We start from the raw sequence: 18630 nt of genomic DNA, 5'->3' as shown, positions 1-18630 counted from the left end.
GGCGGCTTTCGGCGTCACTACGAGGGGGAAAAGCGACGACCGGCAGGTGCTTGCTTGCCGATCGTCGCCCGTTGCTCATATCGCGGCGAGCTGGCCGGTTTCGGCGCTGCGGGCATTGGCGACTGCGAAGACCAGCATGGCGATGGTCGAGACCAGAGCGGGAATGGCGAAGATCAGAAAATTCTGCTGCAGCGGAAATTCCCTCGCGAGCAGCATGCCGCCGAGCGTCGGGCCGACGATGGCGCCAATGCGCCCCACGCCGGAAGCCCAGCCCAACCCCGTCGAGCGAATGGAGAGGTTGTAGAGCTGGGCGACGCTCGCATAGAGCAGGATCTGCGTACCGATGGTGCAGGCGCCGGCGATGAAGACCATCAGGAACAGGAGGCCGGCCGGCGGATTGCTGCCGATCAGCGCGATGGAGGCCGCGGCTGCGGCGAAGAAGCCGATCACCACTTTCGGCAGGCCGAAACGATCTCCCAGCCAGCCGCCGGCGACAGCCCCGGCCATGCCGCCGAAGTTCAGCGAGAACAGGCTGAGCAGGCTGGCCTTCTCGGCATAGCCGGCCTCCTGCAGCACCTTCGGCAGCCAGGAGGAGAGCAGGTAGACCAGCAGCAGGCAGCAGAAGAAGGCGATCCAGAGCATGAGCGTGCGCAAGGCGCGTTGGTGGCGGAACAATTCGAGGATCGAGGCGGATGTTCCCTTGCTTTCCGTGAAAACCAGCGTGTCGCCGCTTTCGAGCTTGGCGGAGGGCAGGATGCGCGCATAGATGGCCTGCGCTTTCTGCTGCTCGCCCTGGCGGATCAGGAAGCCGAGCGATTCCGGCAGTTTCCACAGGATGAAAGGCAGGAGGAGGAGCGGCACCGCGGCGACGAAGAACATCGGTTTCCAGCCATGATGCGGGATGAGGCCGATGCCGAGCCCGGCCGCCACCATGCCGCCGACGGAATAGCCGGAGAACATCAGCGCCACCATGGTGCCGCGCAGGCGCTTGGGAGCATATTCGTTCATCAGCGCCACCGCGTTGGGCATCAGGCCGCCGCAGCCGAGGCCGGCGATGAAGCGGAAGATCTTGAACTGGTCCGGTGAGGTGGCAAAACCGGTCGCCAGGGTGGCGATGGTGAACAGCAGGAAGCTGATCGCGATGCCCTTCTTGCGGCCGATCCTGTCGGCGAGCGGCCCGAGGACGAGCGCACCGAACATCATGCCGAACAGCGCCCAGGCCTGCAGCACCCCGGCCTGCGGCTTGCTCAGGCCCCATTCGGCGATCAGCGTCGGCAGCACCGTGCCGGCCACGAAGACATCATAGCCGTCGACGATCAGCAGCAGGGCGCAAAGCGCCACCACCGCCCACTGGAACGGCCCGAACGGATTGTTGTCGATCGCTTCGATCACATCGATCTTGCGCATTGTCGTTCCCCCCGATTGTCTTGGACATCTCAGCCCAGATCGCTTCAGCCAGGTCTTTTCAGGCCAGTCTTTTCAGCCCAGGTCCCCACCGGCGACCGGCAACACGCTGCCCGTGATGTAGGATGCCTCGTCCGAGGCGAGGAACAGGATCGGCGCCGCCTGCTCCTCGATGGTGGCGTAGCGTTTCATGAAGCTCGACTGCTTCACCTGGCTCACCACTTCGGCCATCCAGGCCTTTTCCCGGTCCGTATCGCCCGCCGCATTGCGTGGAACGCGGCGCGGCGGCGCTTCGGTGCCGCCCGGCGCGGTCGCGACCACGCGGATGCCGAAGCCGGCCATCTCCATCGCCAGCGATTGCGTGATGGCGTTGACGCCGCCCTTGGCCGCCGAATAGGGCAGGCGATGGATGCCGCGCGTCGCATTGGAGGAGACGTTGACGATGGTACCGCCTCCTCGGGCGACCAGCAAAGGCAGCACCGCATGGCAGCAATAGAGCGTCGGCATCAGCGAACGGCGGATTTCCGCGTCGATCTGCTGCGGCTCGAATTCGAGAAAAGGCCGCATGCGGATGGCACCGCCGACATTGTTGATGAGGATGTCGATGCCCCCGAACCTGTCGGCGGCAAAGCGCATCGCCGCCGCGGCCCCCTCATGGGTTTCGAGGTCGGCGCTGAAGGCGGCCGTCTCACCGCCCGCTTGCGCCGCCACCTCGGCGACGAAATCGGCACGGTCGACGAACAGCACACGGCCGCCTTCCCGCGCCGCGCGGATCGCCACAGCGCGACCGATGCCCTGCGCCGCCCCGGTCACCACCAGCACCTTGCCGGCGAAGCGGTCGGTGAAGCACGCCGGGTTCATGCCGCTTCCTTCGCCGGGGCGTTCGACGTGAACTTCTCATAGTGGAAGCTTGCGGGCTTCACGCCATTCTCGTCGAAATGCCGGCGCACCGCATCGACCATCGGCGGCGGGCCGCAGAGATAGACGTCGACGTCGCCACCATGCAGAAGCTCGGCGGGCATGTGCTGCGTCACCCAGCCCTTGCGCGGATGGCTGGAGGCTTCCTCGGCCACCACGGTGGTAAAGGTGAAGTTCGGCAGGCGAGCGGCATAGGCCGCGATTTCGTCGACGAGAACCAAATCGAGATCGCGGGTGACGCCATAGATCAGGTGGACCACCTGCTCTGACCCCGTGCGGGCAAGGACCTCCAGCATCGAGAGGAAGGGCGCGAGCCCCGTGCCGCCGGCAAGGAAGAGGAGAGGACGCTTCACGTCCCTCAGATAGAAGCTGCCCAGCGGGCCGGTGAGGTCGAGCCTGTCGCCGGGCTTGGCCCCGGCGAGCCATCCGCTCATCACCCCATCGGGGATCGTCTTGATCAGGAAGCCGAGACGCCGATCGCCTGGCGCCGAGGAGAAGGAATAGGAGCGGTTCTGGCCGCTGCCCGGCACGTCGATATTGACATATTGACCGGGAAGGAAGGCTGGCGCGGCGGCGGCATCCACCTCCAGTTCCAGCACGATCGCGGCGTCATGATGCGGCGTCACGGCCGCCACCGTGGCAGCGAATTTCTGGTGGCCGGTCTTGCAGGCGAGTGAAGTCGTCGGCACCGCGAGGACGCAATCGCTCGAAGGCACCATCTGGCAGGTCAGCACCAGGCCCTCCGCCGCCTCGTCCTCGGTCAGGGCATCCTCGATGAAATCACTGCCGAGATCATAGGCACCGCTTTCGGCGCGGCACTTGCAGGTGCCGCATACGCCGTCGGAGCAGTCCATCGGCAGGTTGATCTTGTTGCGGAAGGCGGCATCCAGGACCTTCTCGCCCTGCTTGCAGTCGACGAAACGGGTGACCCCGTCCTCGAAGTTCAGTGCGATCGTGTAGAAGGTCATGGAACCCTCCTCTCCGTTCCTGTCCGGCTGGTGCCGTCAGATGTGGTAGACGTCGATGACCTGGCGGATATAGTCGTTCTTCAGGACGATTTTCTTGTTCGATATCAGAAGCTTGTCGCCATCCTGGCGCAGCGTCACGAACATGGTGCCGAAGAACTGGTCGGTGACCTTGTAGCGGTGGTTGAGCGTGTGGAAATTGTAGCGCACGTCCACTTCGCCACCCCGGTCGGCCGTCACCTCGACATTGATGACGCTGTGGCTGGTGCGCGGCTCCGGCGTCGAGGCGCCGGACCGCTCGGTCTTGATACGGAAGACGCGGTCTTCCAGGCCTTCCCGGCTCGGATAGTAGATCAGCGAGATCTGCGCATGCGGGTCCTCGGTGATCGCATCGTCGTCGTCCCAGGCCGGCATCCAGTAGGTGACGTCGGGCGCATAGCAGGTGAGCCATTCATCCCATTGGCGATCGTCGAGAAGGCGCGCCTCGCGGAACAGGAAAGCGCGAATGGCATCATAGGACAGGCTCATGCGACCACTCCCTTCCTCTCGGCAGCGAGCGCCTGGCGCATCACCGTCGCCCAATATTCGTGCTGGCGGACGAACAGCCCCTCGTCCTCGCTGCGCTCACCCGAGAGCAGCGGCTCGAGGCCCATCCGCCTGGCATTGTCGTCGGGACCGTCGATCCAGAGCGGCGCGCCGCGCGACAGGTCGTTCCACAGCGCTGCCGTGCCGGCATAGCCGGACTGGCAGGCGCGGAACTCCTCGAGATCGTCGGCCGTGCCCATGCCGGAGACGTTGAAGAAATCCTCGTATTGGCGGATGCGCAGCGCCCGGTCTTCCGCACCCTCGCCCTTCGGGGCGAAGCAGAAGATGCTGACCTCTGTCTTGTCGACGCTGATGGGGCGCGTCACGCGGATCTGCGTGCTGAACTGATCCATCAGGAAGAGGTTGGGATAGATGCACAGATTGCGGGTCTGGTTGATGATGAAATCGGCCTTGTCGGCGCCGACGCGCTCGCGGATCTTCTCGCGCTGGCCGTAGACGGGGCGGACCTCCGGATTCATCGTGTTGGTCCACAACAGGATGTGGCCGTTCTCGAAGCCATAGACGCCGGCGACCGATTTGCTCCACGAATTGGCGTCGACCGCCTTGGTGCCTTCCTCGCTGCGGCGGCCCATGGTGGCGGCATAGTTCCAGTGGACGGAGGAGACGTGGTAGCCGTCGCAGCCATTCTCCATCTGCAGCTTCCAATTGCCGTCATAGATGTAGGAGGAATTGCCCCGCAGCACCTCCAGTCCATCCGGCGCCTGGTCGACGATCTGGTCGATGATGATCCGCGCCTGCCCGAGGAAGTCGGTCAGCGGCGCCACGTCCTCCTTCAGGCTGCCGAACAGGAAGCCGCGATAATTCTCGAAGCGCGCGACGCGCGTCAGGTCATGCGAGCCGTTCTTGGCGAACTGCTCGGGATATTGGGTGGTCTTTTCGTCCTTCACCTTCAGGAGCCTGCCGGTGTTGGAAAAGGTCCAGCCGTGGAACGGGCAGGTGAAGCTGCCCTTGTTGCCGTGCTTGCGACGGCAGAGCATCGCTCCGCGATGTGCGCAGGCATTGATGACGGCGTTGAGCGTGCCGGTCTTGTCGCGGGTGATCACCACCGGCTGACGGCCGATGGAGGTGGTGTAATAGTCGTTGTTGTCGGGGATCTGGCTTTCATGGGCCAGATAGACCCAGTTGCTCTCGAAGATGTGCTTCATCTCCAGCGCGAACAGGTCCGCGTCGGTGAAGATGTCGCGGCGGCAGCGAAACACGCCGGCCTCATGATCATCCTGCACGGCGGTGGCGAGCAGATGATCGAGATCACGGGCCTTGTCGATGATTGCGGACATGACTTCTCTCCCGCAGGGGACGGCGGTCGGCGCGGCCCTTGCAACGATGTCGATGATCGGGGTGGATGGAGCGGCCGCCGGGGCCGCTGGTGCCGCCGCCGGCTAAAGCGTTTTGCGATTTGGTGAATTCACCGAGAATCGCAAAGACGCGTCAGCCAATCCTCTGAATTGGCTTGGGAACAAGGAGTTAGAGCAAACAAGCGTTCATGCTTGAACGCGTTTTGCTCTAGGCCGCGGCGCGCTTGCGCTGGTCGTTGATCTGGTTGTCGACGCCGTCGACCAGTGCGGTCAGATGGATGTCGAACACGATCTCGGCGAAGGGCCCCTCCAGCCCATTGGCCGCGATGCTGGCCGCGTCCGTCCGCTCGACGACGGCTGGAACGAGGCCGTCGCGGGTGGCATAGGCGAAGTCGTCATTGACCAGCGGATCGCCCTCGATGTTGATCTGGGTCGTCAGCTTGCGATGGCCTTCGCCGCTGATGAAGAGGTGGATATGGGCCGGGCGCTGGCCATGGCGGCCAAGGGCAGAGAGCAGCTTTTCCGTCGGGCTGCCCGGCGGCACGCCATAGCCGTTCGGCACGATGCTGCGGAATTTGTAGCGGCCCTCGCCGTCGGCAATGATGGTGCGGCGCATGTTGAACGGCGCCTGCTTTCCGGTCGGATCGAAATGCGAGTAGAAGCCGCGGGTGTCGCAGTGCCAGACCTCGACGGTCGCCCCCGGCAGCGGCCGGCCGTCGGCGCCGCGGACGGTGCCGTGCATGATCAGCGTGTGGCCGTTCGTATCCGTGCCGTCGTCGAGGCGGGCGAAGCCATGTGAGACCGGCGCTCCGGCGACATAGAGCGGTCCCTCGATCGTGCGTGGTGTCGGGTTGTCGATGCCGAGCTCTGCGTCGATCGCGTCGAGGCGTTCGTCGAGGAAGTGATCGAGGCCGAGGCCGGGCGAAATCAGGCCCGCTTGTCCGGCCGCGCCGATGTCGTTGAGCCAGGCGATGGCTGTCCAGTATTCGTCCGGGGTGATATCGAGATCGTCGATCGCCTTGAAGAGGTCCGACATGATCCGATGGACGATGTGCTTGACGCGCGGATTGCCGCCGTCCTTGTCGAGGCCGCTCAGGACCTTCAGGAAATCCTGGATGTCCGGCCTTGCGAAGATCTTCACGCTCATTTCAATCCTCCATTTATTGCTTTTGAATTTATGGGAGCCTCGTCATCGTGGTCGCCCCGGGCGCGGTGACGTCAGCCATCACCGTCGCGGATCGAAGAGGGGTGTCGCAGCAGCGGGGCCACCTCGATACGCATAAACTTGAACAGCGGCAGGCCCGAGAGGATCTCGTGCAGTTCCGCATTGTCCTTCACATCGAACACGCTGTAGTTCGCGTAGGCACCGGCAATGCGCCAGATGTGCCGCCACTTGCCGCTGCTTTGCAGCGCCTGTGAATAGGCCTTTTCCTTCGCGATGATCTCGGCCGCCTCACTCGCGGGCAGGTCGTGGGGGATGGTCACATCCATCCTGACGTGGAACAGCATGGCTCTCTCCTCAACCGGCGCTGATCGTCTTGCGCGGACCGTTGCGGGCGAAGAAGGCGACGCGTTCCTCGTCCAGGTCGATGCCGAGCCCCGACCCGTCCGGAACCGTCAGCTCGAAGTCGCTGTAATCGAGCGGCTGGCGCAGGATCTCCTGCGTCAGCAGCAGCGGGCCGAACAATTCGGTGCCCCATTGCAGATCGGCAAAGGTCGAGAAGACCTGCGCCGAGGCGATGGTGCCGACCGGGCCTTCCAGCATGGTGCCGCCATACAGGCCGATACCCGCCGCGTCCGCGATGGCCGCGACGCGCTGCGCGTTGTAGAGGCCGCCATTCTGCTCGATCTTGACGGCGAAGACGTCGGCGCCGGCGGTCTTGGCGATCTCGAAGGCGGATTCCGGCCCCGTCAGCGCTTCATCGGCCATCAGCGCCACAGGGAAACGACGGACCAGCCGGGCCAGGGCGGCGGTCGAGGCCACGGGTTGCTCCACCAGCTCACAGCCGGCGTCGGCCAGCGCCGCCATGCCGAAGACAGCCTCGGTTTCGCTCCAGGCCATGTTGACGTCGACACGCACCGCGCCGCGCTCGCCGAGCGCCCGCTTGATCGCGGCGACATGGGCGATGTCTTCCTTCAGCCCCCTGGCGCCGATCTTCAGCTTGAAGATGCGATGCCGGCGCTGATCCAGCATATGTTCGGCCTCGGCGATATCCCTGGCCGTGTCGCCGGAGGCGAGCGTCCAGGCCACCGGCAGCCGGTCGCGGCGGCGCCCGCCGAGCAATTCGCTGACCGGCAGGCCGAGGCGCTTGCCGTGGGCATCGAGCAAGGCCGTTTCCACCGCGCTCTTGGCGAAGCGGTTTTCCTTCACCATCCTGCCGAGGCGGGCCATCAGGGCCTGCACGCGGGTCGCATCCTCACCGATCATGACCGGCGCAAAATAACTGTCGATGGCGAGCTTCATGCCCTCCGGGCTTTCTCCGCCATAGGCGAGCCCGCCGATCGTCGTGCCCTCCCCGATACCGGTGATGCCGTCGCTGCAGTGAACCTTCACCAGCATCAGGGTCTGGCCGTCCATGGTGGCGACCGACAATTTGTGCGGCCGGATGGTGGGCAGGTCGACGAGCAGTGTCTCGATCCGTTCGACGACGGGAGCGAGGGCTGTGGCCGGAGCGAGGGGGGCAAAAACCGTGTTCATGCTGCGATCCTGCGGCAGCCATGACGCCCCGTCCAACACCATTTGTGTTGGACATGATACCTTGTAGGTATAGTACTGGGAAAAGCCCTCGAATAACGGCACTTACCGCAGTGCAACATACCTCTGAGGGAGGGTAAAATGGATCTTCGCCAGATCCGCTATTTCGTGGCGGTGGCACGCGAGCGCAATTTCACCCGCGCGGCCGAGCTCCTGCACATGGCGCAGCCGCCCTTGAGCCGGCAGATCCAGCTGCTGGAGGAGGAACTGGGCGTGCCCCTGATCATCCGCAAGAGCCGGCCCGTGCGCCTGACGGATGCGGGCCGGCTCTTCTACGAGCAGTCCCTCCAGGTTCTCGGCCGGGTGGACCAGATGCTGACGGCAACCCGCCGGGTCGGGCTGAACCAGAACAGCGTGTTTTCCATCGGCTTCGTCGCCTCCACCCTCTATGGCGGCCTCCCCGCGCTCGTGCGCAAGCTGCGCCAGCATGCACCGCAGCTCGACATCCAGCTCCTGGAAATGGTGTCGGTGCAGCAGATCCCCGCCCTGAAGGAAGGCCGCATCGACATCGGCTTCGGTCGGCTTCGCCACAGCGATCCCAATGTCACCGGCATCGTGCTGCGCGAGGAACGGCTGGTCGTCGCCATTCCCAAGGGCACGCCGCTGGCCGAAAGCAACGCACCGCTACCGATCAGGACATTGGCGGACCGGAAGATCATCGTCTATCCCAAGGAACCGCGCCCCAGCTATGCCGACCATGTTCTGGGCCTGCTGCACGGCCATGATGCGCGTCCCGCAGAGGTTCAGGAGGTGCGGGAAATCCAGGCGGCCCTCGGGCTGGTCGCAGCGGATGCAGGCCTATGCCTCGTGCCCGCCTCCGCCCGCCAGATGCGGTCGGACGTTCACTACAGGCTGCTGGAGGAGAGGGACGCCAGTTCTCCCGTCATCCTCAACCAGAGGGTCGGCGATAGCTCACCCTATATCGACCTGGTCAAGAAGCTCATCCAGGAAATGTATGCCGAAGATCCGCCCTGGCTGGACAAGGCGCACAACTATATTCCGTGACTGCGACCGCTAGGACTGCGCAGGGGCCCAAGCCGTATTGCGAGCCATTCGACATTCACACGCGCGAAAATATTTAGGCGTAGCGCCATTCGGAGCTGCCGCCCGATTTGAATCAGGGAGGTCAGTGATTGATCCTTCCTGTGCACAAACCGGTGTTCACAAAGCAGAACCCCGCGGAATCATGAGACCTCGCGGGGGTTGGTGCATATTTGATTGGGTTGCGGGGGCTCAGGGCACAGCAACCCGTACTCCCTTGAAAACCCTCTATTGTAACGCCACGACCACTTGATTGCCGGTTGTCTTCCGCAGAGGGCCCTCGCTGGAAAAACAGCCGGCACCGGCCCGCCCCTCGATGATGTGTCAGCCGACGTCGCGCGTAGCTCCACGTTGGAAAACCGTCGGGAACCAGTCTTCGCGCAGCTTTTCGCCCGCCGACATGCCGTGGCCGGGATAGGGAGGCGAGGTGCGGCCGGGCCGCTCGACATAGCGAGCGTCGTCTCCCACCAGGCGCAGGGAAAACGCCCGTCTGCGTGTTGTGGCATTGTTGCCGCGAGCGCCATGGAGCGTCATGTAGTTGAAGGCGACGGCATCGCCCGGCTCCATCCCCCACTCGCGAATGTCCATGCCTTCCGCATCGGGATCGGGTACGGGGATATAGGCATCGCTGTCGGCGTAGAAATTCTCTTCCGAGAGCCAGCGCGTCGGCAGGACCGGCTTCGGCCAGCGATGCGAGCCGGCGACGCAGCGCAGCGACGCTTCGCGCACCGGATCCAGCGGCGACCAGAAGCTGACCGTCTGCGTCCCCTCGACAAAATAATAGGGACCGTCCTGGTGCCAGGGCGTCGGCTTCGATGTGCCGGGTTCCTTGACCAGGACATGGTCGTGGAAGACCTGGACCGAATTCGCCCCCATCAGGTCCGCCGCGACCTCGCCGGCTGCGGAGTGACGGATCACGGTCTCGAATTCGGGGATGCGCTCCCAATTGCAATAGTCGTCGAAGAAGCGACCAGCCTCGCCGGGCTTGAGGTTCTCGGCGCCATATTGGCTGGGCTCGGCCATGTTGCGGGCCACACCCGCCCGCAGTCTCTCCACGTGATCCTTGAACAATCCGCGCACCAGCACGACGCCGTCGCGCTGATAGGCCTCGATCTGTTCCTGCGTGACGAGCGGATGTGTCATTGCGTTCCTCCCTGCTTGACGGCACGAGCAAACAGGCAATCGTTTATAGTTTCAAATAATAAGTATCTAAACTACTCTTAGGCTCATGCTATATCTCACGCTTCGCCAGTTCGAGTATGTTTCCGCCGTGGCCCACTCAGGCAGTCTTTCGGCCGCCGCCTCGCAGCTCAACGTATCGCAGCCCTCGCTTTCGGTCGCCATCACGCAGGTCGAGCGGCGCCTGGCGCGCAAGCTTTTCATCCGGCGCCGGGGTGCCCCGGTCGAGCTGACCGATTTCGGCCGGGATTATCTTGCCCAGGTCGAGGAGATCATCTCCCTCGCCCGGCAGTTGGATGATCCCGCCCGCAACCAACGCGCTACTGCCGGCCGCCTGACACTGGGGCTGTTCGAGGATCTGGCGCCGCTTCATATCGGCCGCCTGCTCAACGCCCTGCGCAGCAAGCTGCCGGGCGCCGAGATCCGCTATCGCATCGCCGATTTCGAGACGCTCGCCCGCGACATGCTGCAATCGCGCATCGACCTGGCCGTGACGTTCGACCTTGGTCTCGACGCAAGCTTCCTGCGCCGACCGCTCGCGTCCATCCAGCCCCACGCCTTGATGCGCGTCGACGACCCCCTTGCCGGCTTGCAGGAGGTCAGCCTCCGTGACCTCGGCCAACGCGCGCTGATCCTCTTCGAGGAAGGCCTGTCGGTAAGACACGTCCTGGGCCTCTTCCGGCGGATCGGCGCGGAGCCGGTCGTTCGCCACAGGGTGCAGGCACTCGAGGTCATGCGCAGCCTGGCCGCCCATGGCGATGGCATCGGCATCACCTATGCAGGATCGAAAAGCAGCTGTGCCTATGACGGGACTCCCCTGGCCAGTGTGCCGATCGCCGAGGATTTCGCCCGGGAGCCGGTCATCCTCGCCTGCCCGCTCGACGGTGCGAAGAGCGCGATCCTGAATCCCGCCTCGCAAGCCATTGTCGAGGCGTTCAGCCGCGAATGAACGGGCCGCTCTGCACCACTCAGAGCGGCGCTACAGAATCTAACTTGGGGTTCAAATCGAAATTGATGCCGTAAGCTCTTATTCTTGCGCTATTTTTTGAAATTTCATCCCTTCCCCACACGATCCGCTAGCTTTGCGCTTCGAAGCGTTCAGGCAGGATCTTTCCCGGGTTCATGATGTTCTTCGGATCGATCGCCGCCTTGATGGCCGCCATCACATCCAGTGCCGGGCCCATCTCGCGCTCCATATAGGAACGCTTGCCCTGCCCCACGCCATGTTCGCCCGTGCAGGTTCCTTCCATGGAAAGAGCCAGCTCGTTCAGCCAGCCGATATAGGATTTGGCAGCGGCCCGCTCTGCCGGGTTCTCCGGATCGAGCACGATCAGATTGTGGAAATTGCCGTCGCCGACATGCCCCGCAATCGGAGCGAGCAGCCTCAGTGATTGGGCTTTCTCGGCCGCCGCGCCGATGCATTCGGCCAGTCGCGAGATCGGCACGCAGACATCGGTGCTGATGCCCTTGGCGCCGGGCCGCAGGCCCAGGACCGCCCAGAACAGGTCGTGGCGCGCCTTCCACAACCGCGTCCGTTCCTGCGGATCGGTCGTCCAGTCCAGTGCGGTGGCGCCGTGCTCGCGGGCGATGTCCCCGAAACGCACCGACAATTCAGCGACCGTGTCCGGCGTGCCGTGGAATTCGGCCAGCAGCAGCGGCGTCTCCGGCAGGTTCAGCTGCGAATGGGCATTGACCGCCTTGACCGTGGTTGCGTCCAACAGCTCGATCCGCGCAAAGGGCAGGCCGAATTGAAGGCCGCTGATAACGGCATTGCTGGCATCTTCGACGGTGGGGAAGGAGCAGCGGGCCGCCGACACCGCCTCGGGAATGCCTCGCAACCGAACCGTCAGCTCTGTGATGATGCCGAGCGTGCCTTCGGAACCGACCAGCAGCCTGGTCAGATCGTAGCCCGCCGCACTCTTGCGCGCCCGGTGGCCGGTGCGGATCACCCGGCCGTCCGGCATCACGGCCTCGAGTGACAGCACCGCGTCCTTCATGGTGCCATAGAGCACCGCGGTCGTGCCCGAAGCGCGGGTGGCGGCCATACCGCCGAGAGTCGCATCGGCGCCGGGATCGAGAGGGAAGAACAGGCCGGTATCGCGCAGATAGTCGTTCAGGCGGCTGCGTGTCACACCCGGTTGGATCACGCAGTCCATGTCTTCGGCGTTGACCGCAAGAATGCGGTCCATCCGCGTCAGGTCGACGGATATACCGCCTCTTGGCGCATTGAGCTGGCCTTCGAGCGAGCTGCCCGCGCCGAAGGGGATGACCGGCACGCCCGCCTCGCCACACAGTCCGACGATATCGGCAACCTCCGCCGTATTCTCGGCGAAGACCACGCCATCCGGCGGCTGGTTCTCGATCCAGGTGGTCGTGGAACCGTGTTGCGCACATATGGCCGCCCCGGTCTGGAAACGATCCGCGAACCGCTCTCGCAGGGTCTGGACGAACGCCTTGGGAAGGGTGCTTTCTCTCGACATGGCACTCCGCTGACTATGTTGTCCGCAGGACGTCTGCGGAATGGACGAAGGCGCCCACGGCTCGCGGGCGGAGCAAGACTATCCCGTCGCGGTCACGATGGTCGATAGGACGCTCCCGCCATAGCCGCATTGGTGAACAGCATCGGGCAGATCAACCCTTCCCAGCGAACGGCATCCCGATGTTCCCGGCCGCCCGCCGTGGCCTCAGCCGATCGTCGCTCTCCCCTCGGCCCTTCACCTCGACAGCCAGGACGCCGCCGCCGTCAACAGGGCTTGGGTGGCAGCCGCAGTCCCCGTCGTGACGCGCACGCCCTCGCCGCGAAAACAGCGCACCGCAATCCCGGCCGCGGACAAATGAAGAGTCAGCGCCTCAGCTTCCGCGCCGACCGCCAACCACACGAAATTGGCCTGCGAGAGCGCGACCTCGAATCCAAGGGCCGAAAGCCCCTCATACATGTGCCCTCGCTGCTCGAGGCTGGCAGCTATGCGTGCCGCGACCACATCCTCCTCGGCAAGGGCCGCGAGCGCCGCCGCCTGCGCGGTTGCCGGCAGCGGGAATGGCGGCGCGACCGCATTGGCCGCTGCAATGACGCTTCGATCCGCCAGGCAATAGCCGACCCGCATGCCGGCAAGCCCCCAGGCTTTGGAAAACGTGCGCAGCACGGCAAGGTTCCGATGCCGGGCGAGGCGGCGCGCGGGCGAGGCTGCAACCATCGCCGCCTCGTCGGCATAGTCGGCATAGGCCTCGTCGAGGATGATGAGCGTTTGCGCGGGTATGGCATCCAGCAGCGCCTCCAACTCGTCCGGCGCCAGCACGGTGCCGGTCGGATTGTTGGGGTTGCAAATGATCACCACCCGCGCCTCGGATCTGCAGGCCTGGAGGATCGCTGCCGCATTCAGCCGGTGACGACCGTCAAGCGGCACCTCCACAAGGCGCGCGCCTGCTCCGCCGACGATGATCGGATAGGCCTCATAGGAGCGCCAGGGCGTGATCACCCTGTCGCCAGGATCGCAATAGACGCGGATGAGCTGGTCCAGCATGGTGACGGAGCCCGCCGATACCGCGACCATGTCGGCGGGCAGACCATGCCGGTTTGCCAGCGCCTCCGCCAGCGTTTCGCCGCGCAAGTCCGGATAGCGGTGCGCGCCCGTCATTGCCTTGGCCACGGCGGCCTGGACGGCCGCGCTCGGTGGATCCGGTGCCTCGTTGGAACCGAGCCGGTGCGCGAACGCGATGCCGGGCCCGGCCCGGCCGCGTCCGTAGCCGGGCAATTCCGTCAGCCGCGCGCTGGGCTTGGGTACGCCAGCTCCCTGATCGCCGATTGCAAACATTGGCCCCAACATGTCGGCATCCAAGTTATATAGAGTTGTATATGCAACTTTAATATCTTTCAGATGTCGAGCCCCTGTCAAGGCAGACAAAGCCCTTCGGCGGAGGGACGGCAAGGCTGGGCCCGCCGGAAACCCGCCTCCCCCTCGCGTCAGCGTCCGACAGGCATTCGCCCGGCAAGACTGAAGCGAGGACCCGGGTGCAGGAAGCGCGCGCTGGTGGCAATCATGCCGCGCGACCAGGTGCGGCGGCGCAGCAGAAGCAGCGGTTCGCCCTCCTTCATTTCGAGCAGCTTGCAGCTGAACTCATCGGCCAGGACGGCCTGAATGACATGCTCGACCTCCTCCAGGGGAGCCACGGCCATCAGGTGGACATAAGGCGTGATTTTTGTGAAATCCTGCTCCAGATAGTCCGCAGAAAACTGCGGGTTTACGTATCTGTCTTCAATTTGCAGCGGTCTTCCGTTTTCCCGGTGAACCAACAGAGAGTGAAATACCGTGGAACCGGGCACGACATTGAGCTCGGTCGCGAGATTGAGATCGCTGTTGACCTCCTCCATCTTGATGACGTCTGTCGTATGCCGGTTCCCGCGCGCTTCGATCTCGGAATGGATGTTGCGCAATTCCAGGAAGGTGGATTGGCTCTGGCGGGCGGCGACAAAGGTGCCCGCCCCCTGCCGCCGCACCAGCACCCCCTCCGCGGCGAGGTCGCGCATGGCAATATGGACGGTCATGCGCGAGGCGCCCAACTGTTCCGAAAGGCGCGATTCAGACGGGACCTGATAGCCTTCCTGCCATTCGCCCGAATTGATATTCGCCAGAATATGGTTGCGCACCTGCTGCCCCAGCGAGACCCCGATCTCGCCGTTGCCGCGGACCATCTCCTTCAAGGCGCCATCTCTTTTCTTGTTCATCTCGCCATGTGCCAATGCGTCTGAATCAAACAGGTCTACATGTTAATACAAGCCGCATGGGGCAGCAGCCGAGAACCGACCACTTCCCCGAAGGCACGCTCGATGGGCAGCAATTCCCAATAATGTATATAGCTATATAGTAAAACGAAATGCCTGCCAGTCCCGATACGCCGCCGTGTCGAGAAGAGCCGGAGCGCCAACCGATCCCATCTCGCTACCGAAGGGCGCCCCCCGGACCTCAAGGACGGATCGCGCTTGACAAAAACGGCTTCGGCAAGTTGTATAAACTAGTATATACATCTAATCACCAAACCATCCAGAACCAAAATCCGCGAGCTTCGAGACCACGTCAATGTGGCCCTCGCGATAAACAGGGGACTCAATGCATGGGCAATGAACGTCGTCGTCACGCTCGGTCGGCCTCGGCGACCGCAGCCGCGTTGTTCCTGGTCGGAGCAATGCTCGTAGGTACGGCTCATGCCGATACCGCCATTGCGACCAAGGCAGATCCCAAGATCCAGGCCATGCTGCCCGCCAAATTGAAGGAAGCTGGCCAGATAAGGGTCGCCAGCAACGTCGAATATCCGCCGTTCGAATATTTCGACACCGACAACACCACCATCATCGGCCTCGACAAGGATCTGGCAGAAGCGATCGGGCAGAAGCTCGGCGTCAAGCTCGAATTCCAGCATATGAGCTTCGACGCCATCATCCCGGCTCTCGCGGCCAACCGCTACGACATGGCGATGTCGGCGATGACCGACACCGAGGAACGACGCAAGAAGGTCGATTTCGTCGACTATTTCACCTCGGGTGGCGGTTTCCTGGTCAAGCAAGGCAACCCCAAGAACATCCATAGCCTGGCCGACATCTGCGGCATCTCCGTCGCAATCGACAAGGGCACCACGGAAATCGACGATGCCAAGAAGGCTTCGGACGACTGTGTGAAGGCCGGCAAGCCGGAAGTCAGCGCCAAGATCCTGCCCGGCACCAGCCAGATCGTCCTGGCCTTGCAGGCGGGCCGGGCCGACGTGGCCATGATCGACACCGCTGCCGGCGCCTATATTGCGCAGCAGCACAAAGGCTCCTTCGAGGTGCCGGGCACCTCCTATGCACCGCGTCGCTACGGCTTGGTGCTGCCCAAGGGCTCCGACGAACTGGCCAAGGCCCTCCAGGCCTCCGTGCAGGCTTTGATCGACGAAGGCACCTACGGCAAGATCCTGGCCAAGTGGGGACAGGAGGTCGGCGCCATCAAGACGGCCACGATCAACGACGGCCAATAAGGGATGGAGATCGCCACCCGGCAGCCGCAACTTCGGGAGCCAGCCATGTCGGTCAACGAGACCCGTCCGAAGGGAGCGGATGTCGATCCCACGATCGACCTGGCCATCAGGCCGGCCAGTCATCCCTGGCGCTGGGTGGCCATCGCCTTCGTCGCCCTTCTGGCGGCGATGCTGGTGCACACGCTCTTCACCAACCCGCGGTTCGAATGGGCTGTGGTCGGTCAATATTTCACCTCGCAGACGATCTTGCTGGGCGTATGGCGTACTCTCGAGCTGACGGCCATCGCCATGGTGATGGGTGTCGCGCTGGGCGTGATGCTGGCGGTCATGCGGCTGTCGCCGAACCCCATCCTGTCGGGTGCATCATGGCTTTTCGTGTGGTTCTTCCGCGGAGCGCCGCTGCTGGTGCAATTGCTGGTCTGGTACAATCTGTCGGCCCTGTTTCCCCATATCTCGCTGGGCATCCCGTTCATCGGTCCCGACTTCGTCGAGCTGGATGCCAATGTGCTGATCACGCCCTATGTGGCGGCAATCCTCGGGCTCGGCCTGAACGAAGCCGCCTACAGCGCGGAGATCATCCGCGCGGGCATCATTTCCATCGATCACGGCCAGACGGAAGCGGCCCAGTCCATCGGCATGTCGCGCGGGCGGCTGCTGCGGCGGGTGATACTGCCGCAGGCGATGCGTGTCATCATCCCGCCGCTCGGCAATGACACCATCAACATGCTGAAGATGTCGGCCCTGGTCAGCATCATCGCCGTTCCCGAACTGCTCTTCGCCGCCCAGACGATCTATACGCGCACGTTCGAGACCATTCCGCTGCTGCTGGTGGCGGTCATCTGGTACCTGATCATCGTTTCGGTGATGAGCGGCATCCAGTATTACATCGAGCGCCACTACGCCCGCGGCAGCAGCCGCAACCTCCCTCCAACGCCCCTGCAAAGCATCGGCGCGTTCTTCGGGCTGTCGCGCAACAACCGGCTCGATCCTGGCGAGAAAGGGAGCGCGCCATGACCTTTCAACCAAAGCCGCCGGCCAAGATCATGGTGCAGGCGACGGGCGTGCGGAAGTCCTTCGGCGCCCTGGAGGTTCTCAAGGGAATAAACCTGTCCGTTTCGAACGGCCAGGTGATGTGCCTGCTCGGCCAATCCGGTTCCGGCAAAAGCACCTTCCTGCGCTGCATCAACCATCTGGAGCGTATCGACAAGGGCCGCATCCGCGTGGATGGCGAGCTGATCGGCTACAAGGAGCACAAGGGCTACCTCCAGGAAATGCACGAGCATGAGATAGCGCGCCAGCGCATCCATATCGGCATGGTGTTCCAGCACTTCAATCTGTTCCCGCACATGACGGTTCTCCAGAACATCATGGAGGGACCGGTCGGGGTGAAGCGGGAGCCGCGCGAGGACGTGAGGGAGCGCGCCCACGCCATCCTGAAGCGCGTCGGACTGGCTGAGAAGGTCAACGCCTACCCCCGCCAGCTATCCGGCGGGCAGCAGCAGCGTGTCGCGATTGCGCGCGCCCTCGCCATGCAGCCCAAGCTCATCCTGTTCGACGAACCGACCAGCGCCCTGGACCCCGAGCTGGTCTCCGATGTGCTGGACGTGATGCGCGATCTTGCCCAAAGCGGCATGACGATGATCGTGGTGACCCACGAGATCGCCTTCGCCCGTGAAGTGGCTGATCATATCGTCTTCATGGCCGGCGGCGAGATCATCGAAGAAGGTAAGCCCGGGGATGTACTGGGCAACCCATGCCATCCACAAACGCAAGCCTTTCTCTCCAAGGTGCTTGTATAGGGATAGACAAACATCGTTTAGTCGTTGTCTTGAACCGGGAGTTGCCGCCTGGCGGAGACGCAGGCGTAGCAAGTTTGACGAGAGCGTCGTGCCGAAAAGTGGGTACCGGTTTCCGGCAGAGACGATGCGGCAACAATCAATTACAGCATCGTGATCGGGTCGGAAATCGGGCACGATGCTGTAAGTGGCCGATGATGTTGCTCCCAGGTTTTATCCAGCACTGAGTTTGCTCCGGAGATTGGAAATCCAGGGTCGGGGGCGGTGCTGCCCACGCGGCAAGCGGCCCTTGATAGGAAACAGGGCCGCCCCGCATGCTCCCATCACCGCGTCCCGACGTGAGGGACCGATGATTGCCTCCGAGAAGGTGGCCTTGCCCCGTGCGTCCAGCGCATTTCGAGGCGGGCGCGAGACGGAACGGATTTCACGATGGGACTCCGTTCATCAAGCCGTTGCTACCGCTTCGTCATCACCAACATGCCGGCGGGCATGCATAAACCCACGGCTCTCCCTCAATGGTGGCCCGGTCCCTCGACCTTCACCTCGCTGCCATTGGCATCATAGAGCTTGCCGTTGAGGAAATAGTCGCCCTCATGCAGCATCGAGATGTCCTGGTAGCGCAGAGTGCGCTCCATGCCGGCGACGAACACCGATTGCTGGTCGGA

The 18630-nt window shown here is 63.6% G+C and carries 17 protein-coding genes and 1 pseudogene; 5 read left to right on the top strand and 13 right to left on the bottom strand.

The genetic code is table 11. The annotated features are described in order from the left end of the window. Positions 1-75: 75 nt before the first annotated feature. The 8 genes from ABXS05_RS25305 to ABXS05_RS25270 all read right to left on the bottom strand — a co-directional run bounded on the left by ABXS05_RS25305 (position 76) and on the right by ABXS05_RS25270 (position 7886). Positions 76-1407, bottom strand: coding sequence for an MFS transporter (locus ABXS05_RS25305; RefSeq protein ID WP_367625763.1), 1332 nt, complete (start codon positions 1405-1407; stop codon positions 76-78). A 72-nt stretch (positions 1408-1479) separates the two neighbouring features. Beyond that, entirely contained in the window at positions 1480-2265 is a 786-nt protein-coding gene (gene benD, locus ABXS05_RS25300; RefSeq protein WP_149250255.1) for a benzoate diol dehydrogenase BenD, read from the bottom strand. After that, positions 2262-3290 (bottom strand): benzoate 1,2-dioxygenase electron transfer component BenC, encoded by a 1029-nt coding sequence (gene benC, locus ABXS05_RS25295; RefSeq protein ID WP_367625762.1) that lies wholly within the window; start codon positions 3288-3290, stop codon positions 2262-2264. Before benC ends, benD begins: the two co-directional genes overlap by 4 nt. Before the next feature lie 36 nt (positions 3291-3326). Then, entirely contained in the window at positions 3327-3815 is a 489-nt protein-coding gene (gene benB / locus ABXS05_RS25290) for a benzoate 1,2-dioxygenase small subunit (RefSeq protein ID WP_367625761.1), read from the bottom strand. Next, positions 3812-5170 (bottom strand): Rieske 2Fe-2S domain-containing protein, encoded by a 1359-nt coding sequence (locus ABXS05_RS25285; protein ID WP_367625760.1) that lies wholly within the window; start codon positions 5168-5170, stop codon positions 3812-3814. Before ABXS05_RS25285 ends, benB begins: the two co-directional genes overlap by 4 nt. A 226-nt stretch (positions 5171-5396) precedes the next feature. After that, on the bottom strand, positions 5397-6335 hold the full coding sequence (gene catA / locus ABXS05_RS25280; protein WP_367625759.1) for a catechol 1,2-dioxygenase: 939 nt from the start codon (positions 6333-6335) through the stop codon (positions 5397-5399). Between the two features lie 71 nt (positions 6336-6406). Further along, positions 6407-6697, bottom strand: a complete 291-nt coding sequence (gene catC / locus ABXS05_RS25275; RefSeq protein ID WP_367625758.1) for a muconolactone Delta-isomerase — start codon at positions 6695-6697, stop codon at positions 6407-6409. A gap of 10 nt (positions 6698-6707) precedes the next feature. Next, positions 6708-7886 (bottom strand): muconate/chloromuconate family cycloisomerase, encoded by a 1179-nt coding sequence (locus ABXS05_RS25270; RefSeq protein ID WP_367625757.1) that lies wholly within the window; start codon positions 7884-7886, stop codon positions 6708-6710. A 138-nt stretch (positions 7887-8024) separates the two neighbouring features. Here ABXS05_RS25270 and ABXS05_RS25265 point away from each other — a divergent pair, with 138 nt between their 5' ends. Next, entirely contained in the window at positions 8025-8948 is a 924-nt protein-coding gene (locus ABXS05_RS25265; protein WP_311944966.1) for a LysR family transcriptional regulator, read from the top strand. A 360-nt stretch (positions 8949-9308) separates the two neighbouring features. On the opposite strand, the gene ABXS05_RS25260 is transcribed toward ABXS05_RS25265, so the two are convergent. Continuing rightward, the gene (locus ABXS05_RS25260; RefSeq protein WP_311944968.1) at positions 9309-10127 is read right to left on the bottom strand and encodes a phytanoyl-CoA dioxygenase family protein; all 819 of its coding nucleotides are present in this window, start codon (positions 10125-10127) and stop codon (positions 9309-9311) included. Positions 10128-10212: 85 nt separating this feature from the next. On the opposite strand from ABXS05_RS25260, the gene ABXS05_RS25255 reads away from it, so the two are divergent. Then, positions 10213-11112: a LysR family transcriptional regulator gene (locus tag ABXS05_RS25255; protein WP_311944969.1), complete on the top strand. Its 900-nt coding sequence runs from the start codon at positions 10213-10215 to the stop codon at positions 11110-11112. 127 nt (positions 11113-11239) lie between these two features. Here the strand turns inward: ABXS05_RS25255 and ABXS05_RS25250 are convergent, their stop codons facing one another. The 3 genes from ABXS05_RS25250 to hutC form a co-directional block, all read right to left on the bottom strand. Further along, complete coding sequence (locus tag ABXS05_RS25250) at positions 11240-12643, bottom strand: FAD-binding oxidoreductase (protein WP_367625756.1); 1404 nt, start codon at positions 12641-12643, stop codon at positions 11240-11242. Positions 12644-12877: 234 nt separating this feature from the next. Further along, a complete protein-coding gene (locus tag ABXS05_RS25245) occupies positions 12878-13987 on the bottom strand; it encodes an aminotransferase class I/II-fold pyridoxal phosphate-dependent enzyme (protein ID WP_367625755.1) in 1110 nt (369 codons plus the stop codon). Positions 13988-14124: 137 nt separating this feature from the next. Next, positions 14125-14853, bottom strand: coding sequence for a histidine utilization transcriptional repressor HutC (gene hutC / locus ABXS05_RS25240; protein ID WP_311944980.1), 729 nt, complete (start codon positions 14851-14853; stop codon positions 14125-14127). Between the two features lie 491 nt (positions 14854-15344). On the opposite strand from hutC, the gene ABXS05_RS25235 reads away from it, so the two are divergent. From ABXS05_RS25235 to ABXS05_RS25225, 3 genes are read left to right on the top strand one after another with little or no spacing between them, the layout of a single operon-like run. After that, positions 15345-16169, top strand: a complete 825-nt coding sequence (locus ABXS05_RS25235; RefSeq protein WP_367625754.1) for an ABC transporter substrate-binding protein — start codon at positions 15345-15347, stop codon at positions 16167-16169. 45 nt (positions 16170-16214) lie between these two features. Next, positions 16215-17183, top strand: a complete 969-nt coding sequence (locus tag ABXS05_RS25230; protein ID WP_311944974.1) for an amino acid ABC transporter permease — start codon at positions 16215-16217, stop codon at positions 17181-17183. Further along, the gene (locus ABXS05_RS25225; RefSeq protein WP_311944977.1) at positions 17180-17968 is read left to right on the top strand and encodes an amino acid ABC transporter ATP-binding protein; all 789 of its coding nucleotides are present in this window, start codon (positions 17180-17182) and stop codon (positions 17966-17968) included. Before ABXS05_RS25230 ends, ABXS05_RS25225 begins: the two co-directional genes overlap by 4 nt. Positions 17969-18477: 509 nt before the next feature. Here ABXS05_RS25225 and ABXS05_RS25220 read toward each other — a convergent pair. Then, positions 18478-18630, bottom strand: a pseudogene (locus ABXS05_RS25220) (purine permease); the annotation flags it as partial.

It is taken from the genome of Labrys neptuniae (genome assembly GCF_040797145.1).
Lineage (GTDB): Bacteria > Pseudomonadota > Alphaproteobacteria > Rhizobiales > Labraceae > Labrys > Labrys neptuniae.
Note: the sequence above shows the minus strand (reverse complement) of the source record. Positions and strands in the feature narration are given on the sequence as shown.

Bases quoted from the DNA above. Each gene is read 5' to 3' on its own strand.
- ABXS05_RS25305 (WP_367625763.1), bottom strand. From the start codon at position 1,407: ATGCGCAAGATCGATGTGATCGAAGCGATCGACAACAATCCGTTCGGG.
- benD (WP_149250255.1), bottom strand. From the start codon at position 2,265: ATGAACCCGGCGTGCTTCACCGACCGCTTCGCCGGCAAGGTGCTGGTG.
- benC (WP_367625762.1), bottom strand. From the start codon at position 3,290: ATGACCTTCTACACGATCGCACTGAACTTCGAGGACGGGGTCACCCGT.
- benB (WP_367625761.1), bottom strand. From the start codon at position 3,815: ATGAGCCTGTCCTATGATGCCATTCGCGCTTTCCTGTTCCGCGAGGCG.
- ABXS05_RS25285 (WP_367625760.1), bottom strand. From the start codon at position 5,170: ATGTCCGCAATCATCGACAAGGCCCGTGATCTCGATCATCTGCTCGCC.
- catA (WP_367625759.1), bottom strand. From the start codon at position 6,335: ATGAGCGTGAAGATCTTCGCAAGGCCGGACATCCAGGATTTCCTGAAG.
- catC (WP_367625758.1), bottom strand. From the start codon at position 6,697: ATGCTGTTCCACGTCAGGATGGATGTGACCATCCCCCACGACCTGCCC.
- ABXS05_RS25270 (WP_367625757.1), bottom strand. From the start codon at position 7,886: ATGAACACGGTTTTTGCCCCCCTCGCTCCGGCCACAGCCCTCGCTCCC.
- ABXS05_RS25265 (WP_311944966.1), top strand. From the start codon at position 8,025: ATGGATCTTCGCCAGATCCGCTATTTCGTGGCGGTGGCACGCGAGCGC.
- ABXS05_RS25260 (WP_311944968.1), bottom strand. From the start codon at position 10,127: ATGACACATCCGCTCGTCACGCAGGAACAGATCGAGGCCTATCAGCGC.
- ABXS05_RS25255 (WP_311944969.1), top strand. From the start codon at position 10,213: ATGCTATATCTCACGCTTCGCCAGTTCGAGTATGTTTCCGCCGTGGCC.
- ABXS05_RS25250 (WP_367625756.1), bottom strand. From the start codon at position 12,643: ATGTCGAGAGAAAGCACCCTTCCCAAGGCGTTCGTCCAGACCCTGCGA.
- ABXS05_RS25245 (WP_367625755.1), bottom strand. From the start codon at position 13,987: ATGTTGGGGCCAATGTTTGCAATCGGCGATCAGGGAGCTGGCGTACCC.
- hutC (WP_311944980.1), bottom strand. From the start codon at position 14,853: ATGGTCCGCGGCAACGGCGAGATCGGGGTCTCGCTGGGGCAGCAGGTG.
- ABXS05_RS25235 (WP_367625754.1), top strand. From the start codon at position 15,345: ATGCTCGTAGGTACGGCTCATGCCGATACCGCCATTGCGACCAAGGCA.
- ABXS05_RS25230 (WP_311944974.1), top strand. From the start codon at position 16,215: ATGTCGGTCAACGAGACCCGTCCGAAGGGAGCGGATGTCGATCCCACG.
- ABXS05_RS25225 (WP_311944977.1), top strand. From the start codon at position 17,180: ATGACCTTTCAACCAAAGCCGCCGGCCAAGATCATGGTGCAGGCGACG.